Origin of the sequence: Yoonia sp. (genome assembly GCF_014859355.1) — a bacterium.
Taxonomy (GTDB): Bacteria; Pseudomonadota; Alphaproteobacteria; order Rhodobacterales; family Rhodobacteraceae; genus Yoonia.
The window spans coordinates 25,517-41,303 of record NZ_JACUUJ010000021.1 but is presented as its reverse complement, the minus strand read 5'-3'; the positions used below and the strand labels follow the sequence as shown (position 1 = coordinate 41,303).

Below are 15,787 nucleotides of genomic sequence, written 5' to 3'. Positions count from 1 at the left end.
CGCTTGGGCGATCACTCTTTAGCAGGAACTGTAACCTCATGATTGGTCTCGTTGGTATCGTCATCATTTTCGTGATGGTCTTTGGTGGCTATCTGGCCGCTGGGGGCAAGATGGGCATCATTCTCAAAACACTACCATTCGAAATGATCATGATTGGTGGTGCGGCGGTTGGTGCGTTTGTGCTGAGCAACGATATTTCCACAATAAAACATACCGCCAAAGATATGGCCAAGGTCTTTAAAGGGCCAAAATGGAAGGCGGACGATTATCGCGATCTGTTGTGCCTGTTGTTTACGCTTATTCGCGTTGCACGCACTAATCCCGTCGCATTGGAAAGCCATATCGAAGCTCCTGATGCATCATCCATTTTCGGGAAATACCCGAAAATTCTGGGTGACAAAGAGGCAATTGCCCTGATTTGCGATACCCTTCGGTCGGCTTCAATGAACTATGACGATCCCCATCAGGTTGAAGAAGTCCTTGAAAAGCGGATCGAGGCAACTTTGGAGCACAAGTTGCACTCTACCCATGCATTGCAATCCATCGCCGATGGTCTGCCCGCGCTTGGCATTGTCGCCGCTGTGCTGGGTGTCATCAAAACGATGGCCTCTATCGATCAGCCGCCAGAGGTCTTGGGCAAGATGATCGGCGGCGCCTTGGTCGGCACATTCTTGGGCGTGTTTCTGGCTTATGGCCTGGTCGGTCCGTTTTCTGTCAAGGTGAAGGCGGTGGTTGAGGAAGATGCGCACTTTCATCAACTGATACGCGAAGTGCTGGTCGCAAATCTGCATGCCCATGCCCCCAATATCTGTGTCGAGGTCGGCCGCCAAAACGTGCCAGGTCACTTTCGGCCCAGCTTTGCCGAAATGGAAGATGCATTGAAAGCCACAAAGCAGGACGCCGCATGAAAGGGCTGACTGTTCTGTTGATCTGGCTTCTGACGACCTCGGTCGGACTTGCCCGCCCTTTAACTATCCGCACTGGCGAACATGCGGATTTTACGAGGGTCGTTTTGACAATTCCCATTGGTGTCGACTGGCGATTGGGTCGTGATGCTGCGGGCTATGTCCTGCAAGTCCCCGTGCCGGATGGATACGACACCAGCGGTTTTTTTGACCTAATCCCGCGGGATCGGATATTGGATGTAACGCAAGACAGAACCGCGGGTCTTTTGCGGATGGCCCTGAATTGTGACTGTTCTGCTGACGCCTTTCTTTATCGGTCAAATTTTTTGGTAATTGATATCCGTGATAGCGCACCAGCTCCCGACTCGCCGTTTGAGGGAGATTTATCAGGGCTGGCTACGCCAGGCGCGCAGCTTGAAAAGAGGTTTTCAATACCGCGCGCACCGATTTTGCCGATTTTGCCGCCACGCCTTTTGGAAGCCGCTTTTCCTGTTGGTCTTGACGCAACTTCCTTTAGCGGCGCAGATGCCGACCCGCCTGAAATATCCACGCTGGGACCAGCCGATCGGAATGCAGATTTGGAGAATCTCGAAAGAGCTGTCGTACAAAGCCTTGGTCGTGCGTTGAGTCAGGGTTTGCTGGATGCCAATTTCACGCCAAACGGTGACGAGGTGCCTTCAAAAGCGCTGAAACTTGATGCGGTCGGGGCGCAGGCTCCCGGGATATCGGCAAAGACAAGCATCGATGAAAATCTCATTCCACCAAACAATCGCGTTCTTCTGACACAAACTGGTGATACTTGTCTTCCCGCTGATTATTTTGATGTCGCCGCATGGGGTGATGATCGTGCGTTTCACGTGCAAATCAGTGAAATTCGTGTGCGATTGATAGGGGAGTTCGATCGATTTGATGAAACGGCAGTGACGGAACTGGCGCGTCGATTTGTGTATTTCGGATTTGGAAGAGAGGCAAGGCAGGTGTTGAGTCTTGACGGAATCGACTCGCAAGAAAGGCGCTATATGCGGGCTGTGGCCAATATTATTGATGGCGACCCCATAGCTCCTGATATGTTTTTGGCGCAGGTCAGTTGCCCAACGCAAGCCGCTCTCTGGGCTATGCTTGCCCAGCCTGAGGGTGCAATGGATGCAACAGTGAACCGTAACGCGGTTTTGCGCAGTTTTTTAGGGTTGCCACGCCAATTGCAGCGGCATCTTGGGCCGGCCCTTGCTTTGCGATTTATGGCAATTGGCGATAACTACGCCGCGTCGCAGGCTCTTGCTGCCACGCGCGTTGATCCGGCGCGGACAATAGCGGCCGATTTAGCCGAAGCTGCGCTTGCTGGCGCAGATGGTGCGGGGGGCGAAGTCGTGGCAGCTTTGGCACAGATTGCTGATACCGATGTGCGTATGACACCCGAGGCGATGGTTGGTTTTTTCACGGAAGCCGTGAAAGAAAGCGTATCGTTGAAAAATGATGATTTTTTGCTGGCCGATGCCCTGCGTTTTGAAAATTCAAAATTGCCGATAGCATCTGATCTGGCCGTCGCACAAATCAAGGCCTTCATCGCAATGGATCGTTTCGCAGAAGCCCAGACCCTCATCAACGAGGTGGGCGCGGAGCTTGGAGAAGAACGCACAAATCAGTTGTCGGACATCTTCGCCAATCAGGCATCCTTGCGTATGGGGGATTCTGAATTTCTGGCATTTGTCTTCGACGCTGAGACTGCAGACATGTTGCGCCCCGCACACGAGGCAGTCGCGCGGCGGCTTCGGGATCTTGGCTTTCCTGAAGAAGCGCAGGCCATTCTTGCGCGTCAGGATGATGCCATGCAGTCAGCTCCGCCTGTTGCCGCTGGGCCAGCTGCCGTGTCGGTCGCAGTCCCTGCGGGTACGGCATCGTTACCCAAAGGGCGCCAGATCGGGCCGTTGATCGTTGCTCAAGAGCCTCCTTCGGCTATCGCGGGCGGACTTTCGATACATGAATTAGGCTCAAATCAGGATGTTGATATTGAAAGGGGGGGGCTTGGTTTTCGAGAAAAATCAAAAGATTTACTCAATCAGAGTCTCACGTCGGATACCCCTTTGGCGAGCGGACGTGCGCTTCTTGAAGAAGCAGAGCAAGCGCGGCTGATCCTTGAGGATTTGTTGGAACGTTCACCGCTACCTCAAGATTTCTGAGACCAAGTGAACATGGTTACCAATTCTCAATCTCTGTGGCCTAGAATCGGGGTTACGCAGATTGTAAAGGTGCATTTTCATGAACGGCCGATGGGTGAATTTGATCGATTTGGCACCATTCATCATGGGTGTGCTAATTGTCATTTTGGGCGCAGGGCCTGCCGTTTCTAAGGTGTCAGATTCTTGTGTTATCGCGGGGCAAAAAGCAGCAGCGCGTTTCGCGGTGCCGCCTGCCGTATTGCTTGCAATTACGCAAACTGAAACGGGCCGGAATGATGGCGGAAACATTCGACCTTGGCCATGGACGCTGAATATCAATGGCAAGGGGTATTGGTTGGATGGTCGTGCGGATGCGTTAGCGATGGCCAGAGCGCAAATTGCAGCGGGGCGCACCAGTATCGATCTTGGATGTTTCCAAATCAATTTCCGTTGGCACGGTCAAAATTTCAACTCTCTGGATGAAATGTTGGATCCAGATGTCAGTGCAGCTTACGCGGCGCAGTTTTTGCGCAAGCTTTATAGCGAGACTGGCAATTGGTCTGCAGCGGCGGGTGCATATCACTCGCGATCGCCGGCGCAAGCAGCAAACTATCGCAAGCGATTTGATCGTTTTTATGCAGTTGCGGCGCAAAATTCACAGATCCTGGCATCAACACGGCAGCGCATGAATATGTTTCCGCTATTGCAAGCGGGCGGTGGGCAAACCGCGATGGGTTCACTTGTCCCAATGCCGGAAGGTGCGAAACGTTGACTGGCCTGACGCTTCGCGAGATTTTCCAACCGACTATTCTGCTCGCTCTCGCACTTATGGCGGTCATCGTAATGATGATCCTGCCGATGCCTGCGTGGGTGCTTGATATCGGTTTGGCTGCCTCGTTTGCCCTTGCGATCTTGATGTTCACGGTCACGCTTTTTATTGATCGCCCGCTTGATTTTTCGGCCTTTCCAACCGTTCTTCTTGCTTCGCTGATGCTAAGGCTGTCTCTGAACGTCTCTTCAACAAAATTGATCATAGGTGAAGGACATACAGGTACAAATGCCGCGGGGGATGTGATCGAAGGTTTTGCCATGTTTGTGATGGGTGGCAATGTCCTGTTAGGAATTGTTGTTTTCTGTGTCTTACTGATCGTCAATTTTATTGTGATAAACAAAGGGGCAACACGCATGGCTGAAGTCGGCGCGCGCTTTGCGTTGGACGCCATGCCCGGCAAACAATTGGCAATTGACAGTGATATGTCCGCAGGCGCTATCGACCACCAGGAAGCAAAGATCAGGCGTGAACGCGAACAGGCTGAAACCACGTTTTTTGGGTCGCTGGATGGCGCTTCAAAGTTTGTCAAAGGGGATGCAATTGCTGGCCTGCTGATCACGATGTTGAATTTGGTGATGGGGCTGATCATCGGGGTAGCCGTACATGGTATGCCTTTGGCCCGTGCATTTGAAACATATGCAATTTTGACTGTTGGTGATGGCTTGGTATCTCAAATACCTGCTGTTGTGATTTCAATTGCGTCCGCTCTGTTGCTTGCGCGAGGGGGGGCGACAGGGGCCACAGATATTGCCTTGACACGACAGCTTGGCCGCCACCCTGCAGCGCTTGCAACTGTTGCCATACTTATGGGGCTCTTTGCCTTGGTTCCGGGGCTTCCGTTCCTTCCATTTATCCTTGGATCGCTCACACTGGGGGCTTGTGCTTATGCCGTGTCTATTTCGGCGAAGAAAAATGCAATTTCGGCCGTGTCGGATTTGCCGAAAAAAGATGTGGAGGTTGTAAAATCTTCCATCGGTGACATGCTGGATCTTGACGATATTCATGTCGAATTTGCGCCAGATCTAGTCGAAATGGTCCTTGATCCCGGAACGGGCCTCGATGCGCGGATTGCAAATATGCGCAGCCACGTCGCAACATCTTTTGGTGTTTTATTGCCCGAAATTCGGCTTACTGACAACGCGGCTTTGCCGCCGGGGACGTATCTGGTGCGGGTGCAAGGGGTAGAACAGGTGCGTGACCGTCTGGTCGCAAATCAGATACTCATGCTTTTGTCTGATGATGAGGCGCCGGGCTTTCCGGGTGAAACAGTCAAGGAACCTGTCTATGGTGCCCCCGCTCGCTGGATCGACCCGGCCGCACAGGAAGACGCATCGCTGGCCGGCTTGACCACCGTCCAGCCAACTGAGGTGCTCGCCACCCACTTGCTAGAAATCGTCAAGCGGAATTTTCCACGATTACTGACCTTGCGTGCACTGCGGCGCAGACTGGATGAGATGGTCAACCTGAGTGATCCGGCGCGAGCTGATGCAAATCGTCGTATGCTGGATGAACTTATGCCGGATAAAGTTCCGATTGACCTGCTGTTATCGGTCCTGCGGCTTTTGTTGGAAGAGCGCGTCTCGATTCGTAATTTGCCTCTCATTCTCGAAGCGACCGCAGAGGGGCGTCAGTTATTCCAATCTGTTGATGCCATCACAGAGCACGTGCGGCAGCGGCTAGGGTTTCAGCTCGTTGCGGAAATGCGCAGGCCAGATGGCACGATCCCACTGGTGCAGCTTGCCCCCGAATGGGAGGACACGTTCACGACCTATGAAATCCGCACGAGCAGAGGGGGTGGTGACGTCGCCTTGCCGCCGGACAGCTTTAACAAATTGGCAGATGGTATTGCCGAAAAACTGGGTGAGGCTGCCGAAAGAGGTGCCTATGCTGCTGTCGTGACCTCGATGCGGCGCCGACGCTTTTTACGCACCGTAATGGCAGCCAAAGGCATCATGAACCCGGTTCTGTCATTCGAGGAAATCGGGATCGAGGCGCGCCCAGCATTGGTGGGACTGGTGCCGTCATGATAGCGGAACTCCAGCCGTTTTTGCCAATATCACAAGAGATCTTGTGGTTGGGGTTCGCTGTTTTCATCCGCATTTCTGCCATGATGGCGGTCATTCCGGCCTTTGGGGATCAGGTCGTGCCGATGCGGATTCGGTTTGCGTTATCAGTGATGTTTACCTTTGTCGTTGCCCCTGCAATTGCACCATTGATCGGATCAGTCCCACAAAGCTTGTTCGATGCGAGCGCGCTGCTGGGGCCTGAGTTTCTGGCTGGGTTGTTCTTTGGGATCCTGCTGCGTTTTTTTATCTTTGCCCTTCAATTAGCAGGGTCAATTGCTGCGCAATCGACATCGTTGGCCCAAATCTTTGGTGGCAGCGCCGGCGTTGATCCGCAACCTGCCATCGCGCACACGTTGGTTGTTGCGGGCACAGCGCTTGCTGCTGCGGCGGGACTGCATGTGCAGGCCGCTTCATATATGATCCACAGTTATCGTTTGGTTCCCTTCGGCGTTGCCTTGCACGGTGATATGGTCAGCACTGTGGGAATGGCCGAGGTGACGCGCGCTTTTACTCTTGGTTTCACTCTCGCGGCGCCATTTTTGATTGCATCACTGATCTACAACGTGGTTTTGGGCGTGATCAACCGAGCGATGCCTCAGTTGATGGTATCATTCGTTGGCGCTCCGGCGATTACCGCCGGTGGTTTGTTGCTGTTCTTCTTGGCGGCGCCGATCATGTTGGCGATCTGGCTGGCGGCCTATGCTAATTTTATGATGGTTCCTTTTGGTGCAGTCCAATGAGCGCTGACGAGGACGACAATGAAAAGCAATTTGAACCGACTCAGAAAAAGCTTGATAACGCACGAGCCAAGGGTGAGATCGCCAAATCGAATGACCTGACAACTGCAGCGGCATACGCCGGTTTTTTTGTTGTCGCGACGGCGCTTGGCGCTGGGCTGCTGTCAAGACTTGGTGCCAACCTGAGTATTTTGTTGGCACAACCCGTGGAATTGGGCCAGTTGATTTTCGCAGGAGGCGGGCGGCCAATCGCCGTTGGTGTCATGTCGCAGGTGCTGATCAACCTCGCACCGTGGTTTGCATTGCCTGCTATTTTAAGCGTCCTTTCCGTGATTGTTCAGCGCGCCTTTGTTGTCGCGCCCAGCAAATTGCAGCCCAAGTTAAATAGAATTTCACCACTTTCCGGCTTCAAGAATAAATTTGGGCGTCAGGGGCTGTTTGAGTTCGTCAAAAGCATGACAAAGCTTCTGATCTATGGCGTCATCCTTGGGTTCTTCATGCTCGCGCAGGCAGACCGGATCATTGGCAGTATGAAGCTTGAAACGGGGCTTATCGTCGCCGAATTGGGGCGAATGCTGTTACAGATGATGGCGCTGGTTTGCATGGTCGCGCTTGTCTTGGGGGCGGGCGATTATTTATGGCAAAAGGCCGAGCATATCCGCAAGAACCGGATGAGCCGAAAAGAATTTCTGGAAGAGCTGAAACAGGCTGAAGGCGATCCAGTGATGAAACAAAAACGGCGTCAGAAGGGCCAGGAAATTGCCATGAACAAGATGCTTGCAGATGTGCCCAAAGCAGATGTCATTATCGTGAACCCAACGCATTTTGCTGTTGCGCTGCGCTGGAACAAAATGGCCGGTGGCGCGCCAGTTTGTGTTGCAAAGGGCGTGGATGAAATAGCTGCGACGATCCGTGAAATCGCGCATGAAAACGGTGTCCCGTTGCACGCAGATCCACCGACGGCGCGTGCGCTTTACGCCACTGTTCAAATTGGGCAGGAAATTAGCCCGGATCATTACCGTGCAGTTGCTGTCGCAATTCGTTTTGCTGAAACGATCCGTAAAAAGGCTCGTCAACGATGAACGACCGTAAACAACTCGCAGAATTAGTGGAGCTGACAGCTGTCCAGTTTCGTGCAATTCAGTCCGAGATGGCAGCCTTGCTGCAAAAAGAAGCACGTTTGCGCCGGAATTTGGCACAGTTGATTGAAAGCCGGAAAGTGCGCGCTGCCAGTGGGTTTCCGGCAGATGATGCCGCAGCAGTCGCATGGGCCGATTTGCATTGGCATCAATGGGTAGATCAACGGCGCGCTATTATCAACGGTGAATTGGCGCAAGTTCTGTCGGAAAAGGACACTTGTAAGATGAAGCTGACGCGCGCCTTTGGCCGGGACATGGCGACGCGCGCTTTGCAAAATAAAGTCGAACGCACCCTTCTGCGGACTGTTACGCGCAGCAGAGATTACGTATCCTGACGCACGATATCGGTGATCAGAACATCAGTGACCTCGGCTCCGATGATATCTTTGGCGCGGCGTAACAGGTCTTTTCGTAAAGCAAACATTTTTTCTCCGCTTGTGAAATTGCCTGAAAATCCATCGTTGTTTGCATGGTCAAACATGGCTTGCAGAAATGAGTCGCGGAGTTTTGGTTCGGTTGCAAAAACAGCCGTCCGGCTGCCTGCCGCCACCTCGAGGTTCAATGATAAAACAACAAGCGCGGCGATTTTTCCATCTTTGACCACAGGAACAATGAACTGGTTGTTTAACTTGGCGTATTCACGTTCTTCGGGAATGGCTGGCGCAATCGGCGCTTTACTGGCGGTATCGTCTGGATCGCCGCAGGGGGCCGCGAGGTTTTCTGCATCCTGCGTTGGTGCAGGCAGAAGGTAGAACCCGGCCCCGGCCCCTGCTCCAACCCCTAAAAAAAGTAGAAAGAGCGGTACTAAAAACGATTTCATCAGGTTTCCTTTCCGTGCGCATCAAAACGGCAAGATCGTTTCAAGCAGTTGTTGGCCTGCCCGCGGTTGCTGCATGTCCGAGATCTGTCCGCGCCCGCCGTATGAAATGCGGGCGGCGGCGATTTTGTCGTAAGTAATCTCATTCTGACGGGAAATATCTTCTGGTCTGACAAAGCCGGATACGATCAATTCGCGCAGTTCGAAATTGACCCGCACCTCTTGTAATCCAACAATTGCAAGAACGCCGTTCGGCAAGACATCAGTGACCGTGACGGCGATACGCAGGGTCAATTTTTCGTTGCGCCGCACCGTGCCGTTGCCCGATGCAGAGCTTTGTGAGTTGAGATCGACAAGATTGGCGCTGGTGGCCCCATCGGGCAACTTTGGATCCAGCCGTTGCGGAATTCCGATGAGTTGTGGAAGCCCCGCCCGCTGAGAGGCAGACCGAGAGCGATCGGACGAATTTGAAATTTCGGCACGGTCATCGATTTCAATAACAACCGTCAGAATGTCGCCGGTCATCGCTGCGCGCCTGTCACCCAGCAATGACCCGCGTGAGCCTGTCCAGAGCGAGGCGCGCGATGACGGGCCAAGTGACGTTATTTGCACGGGTGTCATCATGCCGGCGTATTGCATTGCGTCCCGCTCAAGGGTGCGTTCCTGCGGGGTAAATGGCGGTGGTTTGCCGATCGGTGTGCTGGTGCATCCTGCCATGGCCAAGATGAAGATGGTTAATTTGCGCATTATACCCCCTATTGTGCGACATAGCCTGCACCGTCAGCGCCGATCTGGGCGGTTACGGTCGTGCGCGAAGAAAGGTTCATGACCCGGATCATATCGCCGGGTCCTGCACGCCCCAGCGCACGCCCTTCGGTCGAGATAATCAGCCCTTGGCGGTGGTAGTGAAGGGGAATGATCTGATTGCGTTCGACCACTGCAGGAAAACCAATATCGCCCGGCCGAATCGGCCGGCCTGCATAAAGCGCGATGCGTGCCTCCATGCCGATCACATCGGCAGGGTTGGCAATGCTGCCGGGGATAAATTGGTCACGGATCAGCACGTCTTCGGGCAGGATCATGCTTTGCGCCTGTATCGTGCGCGCTGCAACGACCGTTTCCGCGGCCAGTGGGGTGGCCATCAAAAGCAGGGCGATCAAGCGGATCATCGGATCTGCACCATGGACGACAACATCTGGTCGGCGGCTGTAATCACCTTTGAGTTCAGCTCATATCCGCGCTGTGCTTCGATAAGGTCGGTGACTTCGCGCACCGGATCGACTGAACTGTCTTCCAGATAACCTTGCCGGAGCAGGCCCAGGCCGTCTTCGCCGGGGACCGCAACAAGCGCCGGGCCGGATGCGGGTGTTTCCAGAAACAGGTTTGACCCGATGGCCTCCAGTCCCTTTGGATTGGTGAAACCGGCCAATGTGAGCTGGCCCAGAAATTGGGGCGCGACCTGATCGGCAAAATAGCCATAAATTTCGCCCTCGGCGTTGATGGACAGCGACCGCGTATCGCGCGGGATTGTTGTATCCGGCACGACGGGGAAGCCGTCTGAGGTGACGATTTGCCCGTCCCCCGTCAACTTTAGCCCCCCGTCGCGGGTATAGGCGGACAGGCCTGATGGCATGGTGATTTCAAGGTATCCATCGCCTTCGATGGCCAGATCAAGGTCACCGCCGGTTTGTGCAAGCGCGCCCTGCGCCAGCATCATGGAAACCGCGCTGGCGCGCACACCCAACCCCAATTGCACACCGGTAGGAAGGACTGTTCCATCGGACGCGTTGATCGTGCCGGGGCGGGCCATTTGCTGATAATGCAGGTCAGAAAATTCAGCCCGCCTTGCGTTGTAACCGGTTGTGTTCATATTGGCGAGGTTGTTGGATATGACTTCGACCCGCATTTGCTGGGCGGACATGCCCGCGGCGGCAATTTTAAGGGCGCGCATGGTGTTTCTCCTTTAGCTGCGGATGGCTTGAATGACGCCGCGAATGCGTTCGTGCTCGTTTTCCAAAAAGCTTTGGCCCAACTCGTAGGCGCGCTGGACCTCGATCATGCGGGCAACCTGCAAGATCGGATTCACGTTCGAATCCTCCAGAAATCCTTGAATCATGCGGGGGGTCGGAGCCGGGCCAAACCCCGCTGGCGCGGCAAACATGACACCGCTTTCACGGATCAGACCATTGGGGTCCGTCGGAACCACAAGCCCGATTTGCCCAACGGGCTGGCCACCGGCACTGATTGTGCCGTCCGGGCTGATCCCGATACGGCCAGTACCCTGCGGTAGAAAGACAGGCGCGCCGCCTGCGTCCAGCACAGGATGACCATCCGCTGTGACAAGATCGCCGTTTTCATTGGGCTGGAACGCACCCGACCGCGTGAGGCGCTGGCCTGCGGGTGTGTCTATCAGGAAAAAGCCTTCGCCTTCGATCGCCAGATCAAAGCTGCCGCCGGTCTGTGTCAGTGTGCCTTGCGTCATGATCGTTTCCCGCACGGCCGCCTTGGCCATGGATAGCGATGGGCTATCCGGCCCCAAGGCAACGACATGTTCCGAAAACATGACACCTTCGGCACGGAACCCGGTTGTTGCTGCATTTGCAATGTTGTTCGCTACGACCTGCATTTCCTGCATCAAGCCGGATTGACGGGTCAGTGTCGTATAAGATGCATTATCCATTTTATCTTCCTGCGATGACGGGGATCAGGGTGTTTTGAAACAAATCGACGAGTGTCTCGGACATGAAGGCCATGGTGACCCAGAAAATCCCTATGATGGCTGCCAGTTTTGGCACAAAGGTCAGCGTCATTTCCTGAATTGATGTCAGCGCCTGAAACAAGCCGACCAAGAGGCCAACCAACAGTGCGACCGTCAGAATGGGAAGCGAGATCGCGAAAGCGGTCCAAAGTCCTTGCCGCAGAATGTCGTAAAACAGGGTGTTATCCATCAGACGGGCATGCGTAAAATTTCTTGATAGGCCTCGACGACCTTATTGCGCACGGTCACGGCGGTTTGCACGGCCAGTTCTGTCTGGGCGAGCGCTTGCACCAGCGCATGGGGGTCTGCCCCAGCTGACATGGCCGACAGGGCCGTGTTTTCGCTGGCCTGTAATGTCGCCATGAAATCCTTTGCGGCAACTAAAGCTGCATTTCCATCACTGACACCGGGGGCTGTCACCGTTTTACTAGCGGCGTAGTTCTGTGCGACGAGTGAACTGATATTCATGTGCTTTTTCCTTTAATTGCGAAGAAGATCGAGCAGGGAGGATGACATCTGCCGCACCTGATCGAACATTTTCAAATTGGCTTCGTAGCTGCGCTGGGCCTCGCGCGCGTCTGCAACCTCGACCAGCAGGTTGACGTTTGATCCGTCGTAGTGGCCGGTTGCGTCGGCCAGTGGATTTGCCGGGTCATAGATTCGGGCCAGCGCCGTTTGATCCAGCCGTAACCGGCCCGTTGTTACAGCGCCTGTATGGTGGCCACGCGTAACCATTTCTTCGAAAGAAATGACCTTGCGCCGATATCCGGGCGTATCTGTGTTCGCGATGTTTTCCGACACATGCCGCAGCCGGCTTGCCTGTGCCTTCATGCCGCTTGTCGCAACGGACATGGCTTCGCTGAAGTCTGTCATGGGATGCCTTTCCTATTTTCCAAGACTGGTGCGCAGCACCGTCATTGCGTGGCGATAAATAGCGAGCGCCTGATTGTGTTCACGGCTGACTGAAACAGCGTTTAGCAACTCTTGCTCAAGCGATACGGTGTTCCGATTCGGGGACGGTTCATTGTTGCTGGCCAGGGGGCTGTTTGAGCTCTGCATAACGGAATGGCCCGTTAAATGCCTGGGCCGGGTCGTTCGCAGCGGTGTGTTATTGCCGGTTTCAAATGTCGCGCGAAATGATGTGACCTGCTTCGCCCGAAAGCCAGGCGTGTCGGCGTTGGCAATATTGTGCGCAACCGTGGCTTGCGCTGCCCCTGCGTGACGCGCCATTGCGATAGCTGTCTGGAAAAGATCCAGTGATTTATACATCGGGGTTCTCCCTCTGTTGGCTTCAACAAAGCCTTAAGCCTGATTCCTTAAGAAGAGGTGTGGTTAACCGGAGAGATTGAAAATGACGGCAGATTTGTTTGAGCGTATGACGGCGCGCATTGCATCACTGACACCCATGCACAGGGTTGGGCGGGTGATTGGTGTGTCTGCCGGAATGATTCAGGTTGGCGGATTGGTTGATACCGTGCGGGTGGGGGATCGTGCGACAATCCATCTTGGGGTACAGACTAGCATGGGTGAGGTTGTAAAACTGGATGCGCAGGGCGCGCATGTGCTGTTTGATGGCCCGCTTGACGGGGTTTCAATCGGGCATCGGGTGCAGATGATGCAGCCCCCGCCATTTGCCCCCGATAACTCGTGGATGGGCCGGGTCATAGACCCTGATGGCTGCCCCTTGGATGGCCGAACCTTGCTGCCGGGCCTGATGCCTCGCCCATTACGCGCGGCACCGCCCGCACCGCATGACCGGCGGCCAATGGGCGCCCGGTTGGAAACGGGTTTAGCCGTGTTCAACACGTTGCTTCCGTTGGTGCAGGGCCAGCGGATCGGGCTTTTCGCCGGGTCCGGGGTCGGAAAATCGACGCTCTTGGCGGATCTTGCTCGGGATATTGTGGCAGATGTCATCGTGATTGCGCTGGTCGGCGAACGTGGGCGCGAAGTGCGTCATTTTGTGCAGGATGTGTTGGGGCCGGCGGGCATGGCGCGATCGGTTGTGGTTGCCGCGACATCGGATCAGGCACCGCAGGTGCGGCGAAGGTGCACATGGGCCGCCGTTGCCGTGGCCGAGCACTTTCGGGATGCAGGCAAGCAGGTGTTGTTGGTGGTGGATTCCGTGACCAGGTTCTGCGAGGCGCATCGTGAATTGGCGGTCGCGGGTGGTGAGATGGCGAATTTGCGGGGTTATCCTGCATCGACAGGTCCTGCGGTCGCGGCACTGTGTGAACGCGCCGGGCCGGGCGCGGGCGAGATGGGGGATATTACCGCAGTCTTTTCGGTTTTGGTGGCCGGGTCTGATATGGATGAACCGGTGGCAGATATGTTGCGTGGTGTATTGGATGGTCATGTTGTGCTGGACCGTGCGATCGCCGAACGCGGGCGATTCCCTGCGATTGACGTGTTGCGATCCGTATCACGGTCTTTGCCCGCTGCGGCGAGCGCACAAGAAAACAAAATGATCGCGCAAGCGCGCGGATTGCTCGGCCGTTATGAATCGGCGCGGTTGATGATTCAGGCGGGGTTATATGCTGAAGGATCCGACAAGGATTTGGATGCGGCTGTCGCAGCCTATCCAAAACTGGACACATTCTTGTCTCTACATGATGGGCGCGGCAGCTTGGCCCATTTTGCAAAATTGCGTCAAGCGATCGTCGGGAATGGGGGTCAGATGAAATCCGATGAAATCGGCGAGACAAAGACCTGACGATCAGGTCACGGCGCGCCTAAAAGAAGGGGCCGCGGTGATGCCTGCAAAAGCGTCAAGGCCGTCGATGCGCCGGTGCTGACGCTTATGGTGGCTGCTTCTGTCCGAACCAGAAACAGTCGAATCAGTTTTTCTTGATTGGCGGGGCTGGCAATCTCGCCAATGTCGTCTGTTCCGAAGGTCGATTTCGCCTTCTGCTTGAACACGTCAAGTTGTTGGTCCAGATCAATGCTTGCCAACCCGGTCGGCAGTCCAAGCGCCGTCTGAAAAACGGTTCTGAGTGGGGTGTTGCCCATGATTGAAAACCACTTGGCATTCTGGCTTTTGGTAGCAGAGTTAATGTCAGAAAGGCCTTGTTCGACATTCAGAGCAAGACGCAGATCATTGTTCTGCTCGCCCACCGCACGTTGAAATTGGCGGACCTCAAAACGAGCGATAATCTGGTCGGGAAATGATGACAGCGCCGTGCGCGGCACGGGGCTATCGCCAAAACCAAAGGTCCGGCTAAACTCTTGATAACGTTTATCTGCAAGCCGGTTTGAGAGCGCATCATCGGCGATTGTGCCGTCCGCAAGAATTTTGCGGATAAAAGCTTTGTTTTTGATGTCGTCATCCAGCCCAAAGGCCCCCAAAGCCACAGACAACAGCCTGCGATCATTAACAAGATCATCTGCTGTGCGCACCTGCGGGATGTTTTTGCGAAAATAATCTGTAGCACGGGTCACGGGCTGAGCTTGAACAAATGCGGACTGCTGGGATTCTAAGGTACGTTGCAGAAACCGCCAGCCCGCATAGCCGGAAAGTGGGGTCACAGGTTGAAACACCATCAATTATGCCCCGCAAGCAATCGCGCTTCGCGCGGGAGCAAGTTGCGCAAGGCTTTCAACGCACGATAATAATCATGGCGATCTGTCGCATCTGTTGCCGCGTCAAGTTGCGCACGGCTTTCCTGATCACGCAATGCCTGGCTGAGCTGTTCAATCCCGCGCAGGATCTGCAGTCTGGCATCGTCTTTCGCCACATCCCCAGACAGGACAAGCTGGGCGATATAGCACACCCGGCGCACAGGTGTGTTCACCTCCTCCGGGCGGATAGCATCACGCAAGCGCAGGATATTTGCATTTGGTGTCAGAATTGATAACCGGCTACGCCTGTCTCCGTTTTCAATAACGGCGCCATTGACCAACACGCGTTCTTTTGGATTTAACTTCAGCACGAGGCCAGACATCACGCGACCCCGCGACTGTTCAAACCGCGGATGACGGCTGTGTTGATGTCTATGAGTGCGCTGACGTCTGCGTCGTGGCGCAAAACCCGACGGCTGTGCGTCTCGGTAAATTCTGCAAGGTAGAAAATCTGCGCACGTAGCGGGCGCGGCAGGGCGTTGTCACCATCGGCAACGTCCGCTGCCATGGCCGCCCACATCCGGCGATTTTCATGCACGGCTGCGACGAGGGCAGGAAAGTTGGTAGGTTGGCCCGTCGCCGCTTGTCTCAGCCTTGCTGTGATCTGGCTGAAAAGTTGCGCTTCGACCGAACGGTTAGTGCGGATCGAGAATTGGGTTGGGGCATATGCTTGCCGGGCTTGTTCGATGGCGTTCACGTGTGGTCCTTCCGGGACAATATTGAACGAAGCGCGGCTTTGCCGCGGCTAAAGAAAAGTGGCGC

20 protein-coding genes are annotated in these 15,787 nt (G+C 54.9%); 8 read left to right on the top strand and 12 right to left on the bottom strand.

Annotated features, from left to right (window positions below; genetic code table 11):
* Positions 1–38 precede the first annotated feature (38 nt).
* The 7 genes from motA to IBX59_RS09225 all read left to right on the top strand — a co-directional run bounded on the left by motA (position 39) and on the right by IBX59_RS09225 (position 8,170).
* A complete protein-coding gene (gene motA / locus IBX59_RS09255; RefSeq protein ID WP_296374754.1) occupies positions 39–908 on the top strand; it encodes a flagellar motor stator protein MotA in 870 nt (289 codons plus the stop codon).
* Positions 905–3,082 (top strand): hypothetical protein, encoded by a 2,178-nt coding sequence (locus IBX59_RS09250; protein ID WP_296374752.1) that lies wholly within the window; start codon positions 905–907, stop codon positions 3,080–3,082. The genes motA and IBX59_RS09250 overlap by 4 nt, the downstream gene beginning before the upstream one ends.
* Positions 3,083–3,161: 79 nt before the next feature.
* Positions 3,162–3,833, top strand: coding sequence for a transglycosylase SLT domain-containing protein (locus IBX59_RS09245; protein WP_296374750.1), 672 nt, complete (start codon positions 3,162–3,164; stop codon positions 3,831–3,833).
* Complete coding sequence (flhA, locus tag IBX59_RS09240; RefSeq protein ID WP_296374748.1) at positions 3,830–5,920, top strand: flagellar biosynthesis protein FlhA; 2,091 nt, start codon at positions 3,830–3,832, stop codon at positions 5,918–5,920. The genes IBX59_RS09245 and flhA overlap by 4 nt, the downstream gene beginning before the upstream one ends.
* Positions 5,917–6,699: a flagellar biosynthetic protein FliR gene (locus IBX59_RS09235; RefSeq protein WP_296374745.1), complete on the top strand. Its 783-nt coding sequence runs from the start codon at positions 5,917–5,919 to the stop codon at positions 6,697–6,699. The genes flhA and IBX59_RS09235 overlap by 4 nt, the downstream gene beginning before the upstream one ends.
* Positions 6,696–7,778 carry a flagellar type III secretion system protein FlhB gene (flhB, locus tag IBX59_RS09230; RefSeq protein ID WP_296374743.1) on the top strand — a complete coding sequence of 361 codons (1,083 nt, stop codon included), beginning with the start codon at positions 6,696–6,698 and terminating at the stop codon, positions 7,776–7,778. The genes IBX59_RS09235 and flhB overlap by 4 nt, the downstream gene beginning before the upstream one ends.
* Positions 7,775–8,170, top strand: coding sequence for a hypothetical protein (locus tag IBX59_RS09225; RefSeq protein WP_296374741.1), 396 nt, complete (start codon positions 7,775–7,777; stop codon positions 8,168–8,170). The genes flhB and IBX59_RS09225 overlap by 4 nt, the downstream gene beginning before the upstream one ends.
* Here IBX59_RS09225 and IBX59_RS09220 read toward each other — a convergent pair.
* Genes IBX59_RS09220 through IBX59_RS09180 form a run of 9 tightly spaced genes read right to left on the bottom strand, consistent with a single transcriptional unit; the run spans position 8,158 to position 12,679 of the window.
* Positions 8,158–8,655 carry a flagellar basal body-associated FliL family protein gene (locus IBX59_RS09220; protein ID WP_296374738.1) on the bottom strand — a complete coding sequence of 166 codons (498 nt, stop codon included), beginning with the start codon at positions 8,653–8,655 and terminating at the stop codon, positions 8,158–8,160. The two genes, IBX59_RS09225 and IBX59_RS09220, sit on opposite strands and share 13 nt — an antisense overlap.
* A gap of 21 nt (positions 8,656–8,676) precedes the next feature.
* Positions 8,677–9,399, bottom strand: coding sequence for a flagellar basal body L-ring protein FlgH (flgH, locus tag IBX59_RS09215; RefSeq protein ID WP_296374736.1), 723 nt, complete (start codon positions 9,397–9,399; stop codon positions 8,677–8,679).
* 8 nt (positions 9,400–9,407) lie between these two features.
* A complete protein-coding gene (gene flgA / locus IBX59_RS09210; protein ID WP_296374734.1) occupies positions 9,408–9,821 on the bottom strand; it encodes a flagellar basal body P-ring formation chaperone FlgA in 414 nt (137 codons plus the stop codon).
* Positions 9,818–10,603, bottom strand: coding sequence for a flagellar basal-body rod protein FlgG (flgG, locus tag IBX59_RS09205; RefSeq protein ID WP_296374732.1), 786 nt, complete (start codon positions 10,601–10,603; stop codon positions 9,818–9,820). Before flgG ends, flgA begins: the two co-directional genes overlap by 4 nt.
* 12 nt (positions 10,604–10,615) lie before the next feature.
* Positions 10,616–11,332 (bottom strand): flagellar hook-basal body complex protein, encoded by a 717-nt coding sequence (locus IBX59_RS09200; RefSeq protein WP_296374730.1) that lies wholly within the window; start codon positions 11,330–11,332, stop codon positions 10,616–10,618.
* Position 11,333: 1 nt separating this feature from the next.
* Positions 11,334–11,600 carry a flagellar biosynthetic protein FliQ gene (locus IBX59_RS09195; protein WP_296374728.1) on the bottom strand — a complete coding sequence of 89 codons (267 nt, stop codon included), beginning with the start codon at positions 11,598–11,600 and terminating at the stop codon, positions 11,334–11,336.
* Positions 11,600–11,878, bottom strand: a complete 279-nt coding sequence (gene fliE / locus IBX59_RS09190) for a flagellar hook-basal body complex protein FliE (protein WP_296374726.1) — start codon at positions 11,876–11,878, stop codon at positions 11,600–11,602. The genes IBX59_RS09195 and fliE overlap by 1 nt, the downstream gene beginning before the upstream one ends.
* 12 nt (positions 11,879–11,890) lie before the next feature.
* Positions 11,891–12,283 carry a flagellar basal body rod protein FlgC gene (flgC, locus tag IBX59_RS09185; RefSeq protein WP_296374724.1) on the bottom strand — a complete coding sequence of 131 codons (393 nt, stop codon included), beginning with the start codon at positions 12,281–12,283 and terminating at the stop codon, positions 11,891–11,893.
* A gap of 12 nt (positions 12,284–12,295) precedes the next feature.
* Complete coding sequence (locus IBX59_RS09180) at positions 12,296–12,679, bottom strand: FlgB family protein (protein WP_296374721.1); 384 nt, start codon at positions 12,677–12,679, stop codon at positions 12,296–12,298.
* Positions 12,680–12,761: 82 nt separating this feature from the next.
* Between IBX59_RS09180 and IBX59_RS09175 the strand changes: the two genes are divergently transcribed.
* Positions 12,762–14,120, top strand: a complete 1,359-nt coding sequence (locus IBX59_RS09175; protein WP_296374719.1) for a FliI/YscN family ATPase — start codon at positions 12,762–12,764, stop codon at positions 14,118–14,120.
* Positions 14,121–14,128: 8 nt separating this feature from the next.
* Here the strand turns inward: IBX59_RS09175 and IBX59_RS09170 are convergent, their stop codons facing one another.
* The 3 genes from IBX59_RS09170 to flaF are packed head-to-tail and all read right to left on the bottom strand — an operon-like array spanning position 14,129 to position 15,722.
* The gene (locus IBX59_RS09170; protein ID WP_296374717.1) at positions 14,129–14,947 is read right to left on the bottom strand and encodes a DUF1217 domain-containing protein; all 819 of its coding nucleotides are present in this window, start codon (positions 14,945–14,947) and stop codon (positions 14,129–14,131) included.
* On the bottom strand, positions 14,947–15,348 hold the full coding sequence (gene flbT, locus IBX59_RS09165; protein WP_296374715.1) for a flagellar biosynthesis repressor FlbT: 402 nt from the start codon (positions 15,346–15,348) through the stop codon (positions 14,947–14,949). The genes IBX59_RS09170 and flbT overlap by 1 nt, the downstream gene beginning before the upstream one ends.
* Positions 15,348–15,722: a flagellar biosynthesis regulator FlaF gene (flaF, locus tag IBX59_RS09160; RefSeq protein ID WP_296374713.1), complete on the bottom strand. Its 375-nt coding sequence runs from the start codon at positions 15,720–15,722 to the stop codon at positions 15,348–15,350. The genes flbT and flaF overlap by 1 nt, the downstream gene beginning before the upstream one ends.
* Positions 15,723–15,787: the final 65 nt, after the last annotated feature.

Coding starts and splice junctions, on each gene's coding strand:
- motA (WP_296374754.1), top strand. CDS start 39: ATGATTGGTCTCGTTGGTATCGTCATCATTTTCGTGATGGTCTTTGGT.
- IBX59_RS09250 (WP_296374752.1), top strand. CDS start 905: ATGAAAGGGCTGACTGTTCTGTTGATCTGGCTTCTGACGACCTCGGTC.
- IBX59_RS09245 (WP_296374750.1), top strand. CDS start 3,162: ATGAACGGCCGATGGGTGAATTTGATCGATTTGGCACCATTCATCATG.
- IBX59_RS09235 (WP_296374745.1), top strand. CDS start 5,917: ATGATAGCGGAACTCCAGCCGTTTTTGCCAATATCACAAGAGATCTTG.
- flhB (WP_296374743.1), top strand. CDS start 6,696: ATGAGCGCTGACGAGGACGACAATGAAAAGCAATTTGAACCGACTCAG.
- IBX59_RS09225 (WP_296374741.1), top strand. CDS start 7,775: ATGAACGACCGTAAACAACTCGCAGAATTAGTGGAGCTGACAGCTGTC.
- IBX59_RS09220 (WP_296374738.1), bottom strand. CDS start 8,655: ATGAAATCGTTTTTAGTACCGCTCTTTCTACTTTTTTTAGGGGTTGGA.
- flgH (WP_296374736.1), bottom strand. CDS start 9,399: ATGCGCAAATTAACCATCTTCATCTTGGCCATGGCAGGATGCACCAGC.
- flgA (WP_296374734.1), bottom strand. CDS start 9,821: ATGATCCGCTTGATCGCCCTGCTTTTGATGGCCACCCCACTGGCCGCG.
- flgG (WP_296374732.1), bottom strand. CDS start 10,603: ATGCGCGCCCTTAAAATTGCCGCCGCGGGCATGTCCGCCCAGCAAATG.
- IBX59_RS09200 (WP_296374730.1), bottom strand. CDS start 11,332: ATGGATAATGCATCTTATACGACACTGACCCGTCAATCCGGCTTGATG.
- IBX59_RS09195 (WP_296374728.1), bottom strand. CDS start 11,600: ATGGATAACACCCTGTTTTACGACATTCTGCGGCAAGGACTTTGGACC.
- fliE (WP_296374726.1), bottom strand. CDS start 11,878: ATGAATATCAGTTCACTCGTCGCACAGAACTACGCCGCTAGTAAAACG.
- flgC (WP_296374724.1), bottom strand. CDS start 12,283: ATGACAGACTTCAGCGAAGCCATGTCCGTTGCGACAAGCGGCATGAAG.
- IBX59_RS09180 (WP_296374721.1), bottom strand. CDS start 12,679: ATGTATAAATCACTGGATCTTTTCCAGACAGCTATCGCAATGGCGCGT.
- IBX59_RS09175 (WP_296374719.1), top strand. CDS start 12,762: ATGACGGCAGATTTGTTTGAGCGTATGACGGCGCGCATTGCATCACTG.
- IBX59_RS09170 (WP_296374717.1), bottom strand. CDS start 14,947: ATGGTGTTTCAACCTGTGACCCCACTTTCCGGCTATGCGGGCTGGCGG.
- flbT (WP_296374715.1), bottom strand. CDS start 15,348: ATGTCTGGCCTCGTGCTGAAGTTAAATCCAAAAGAACGCGTGTTGGTC.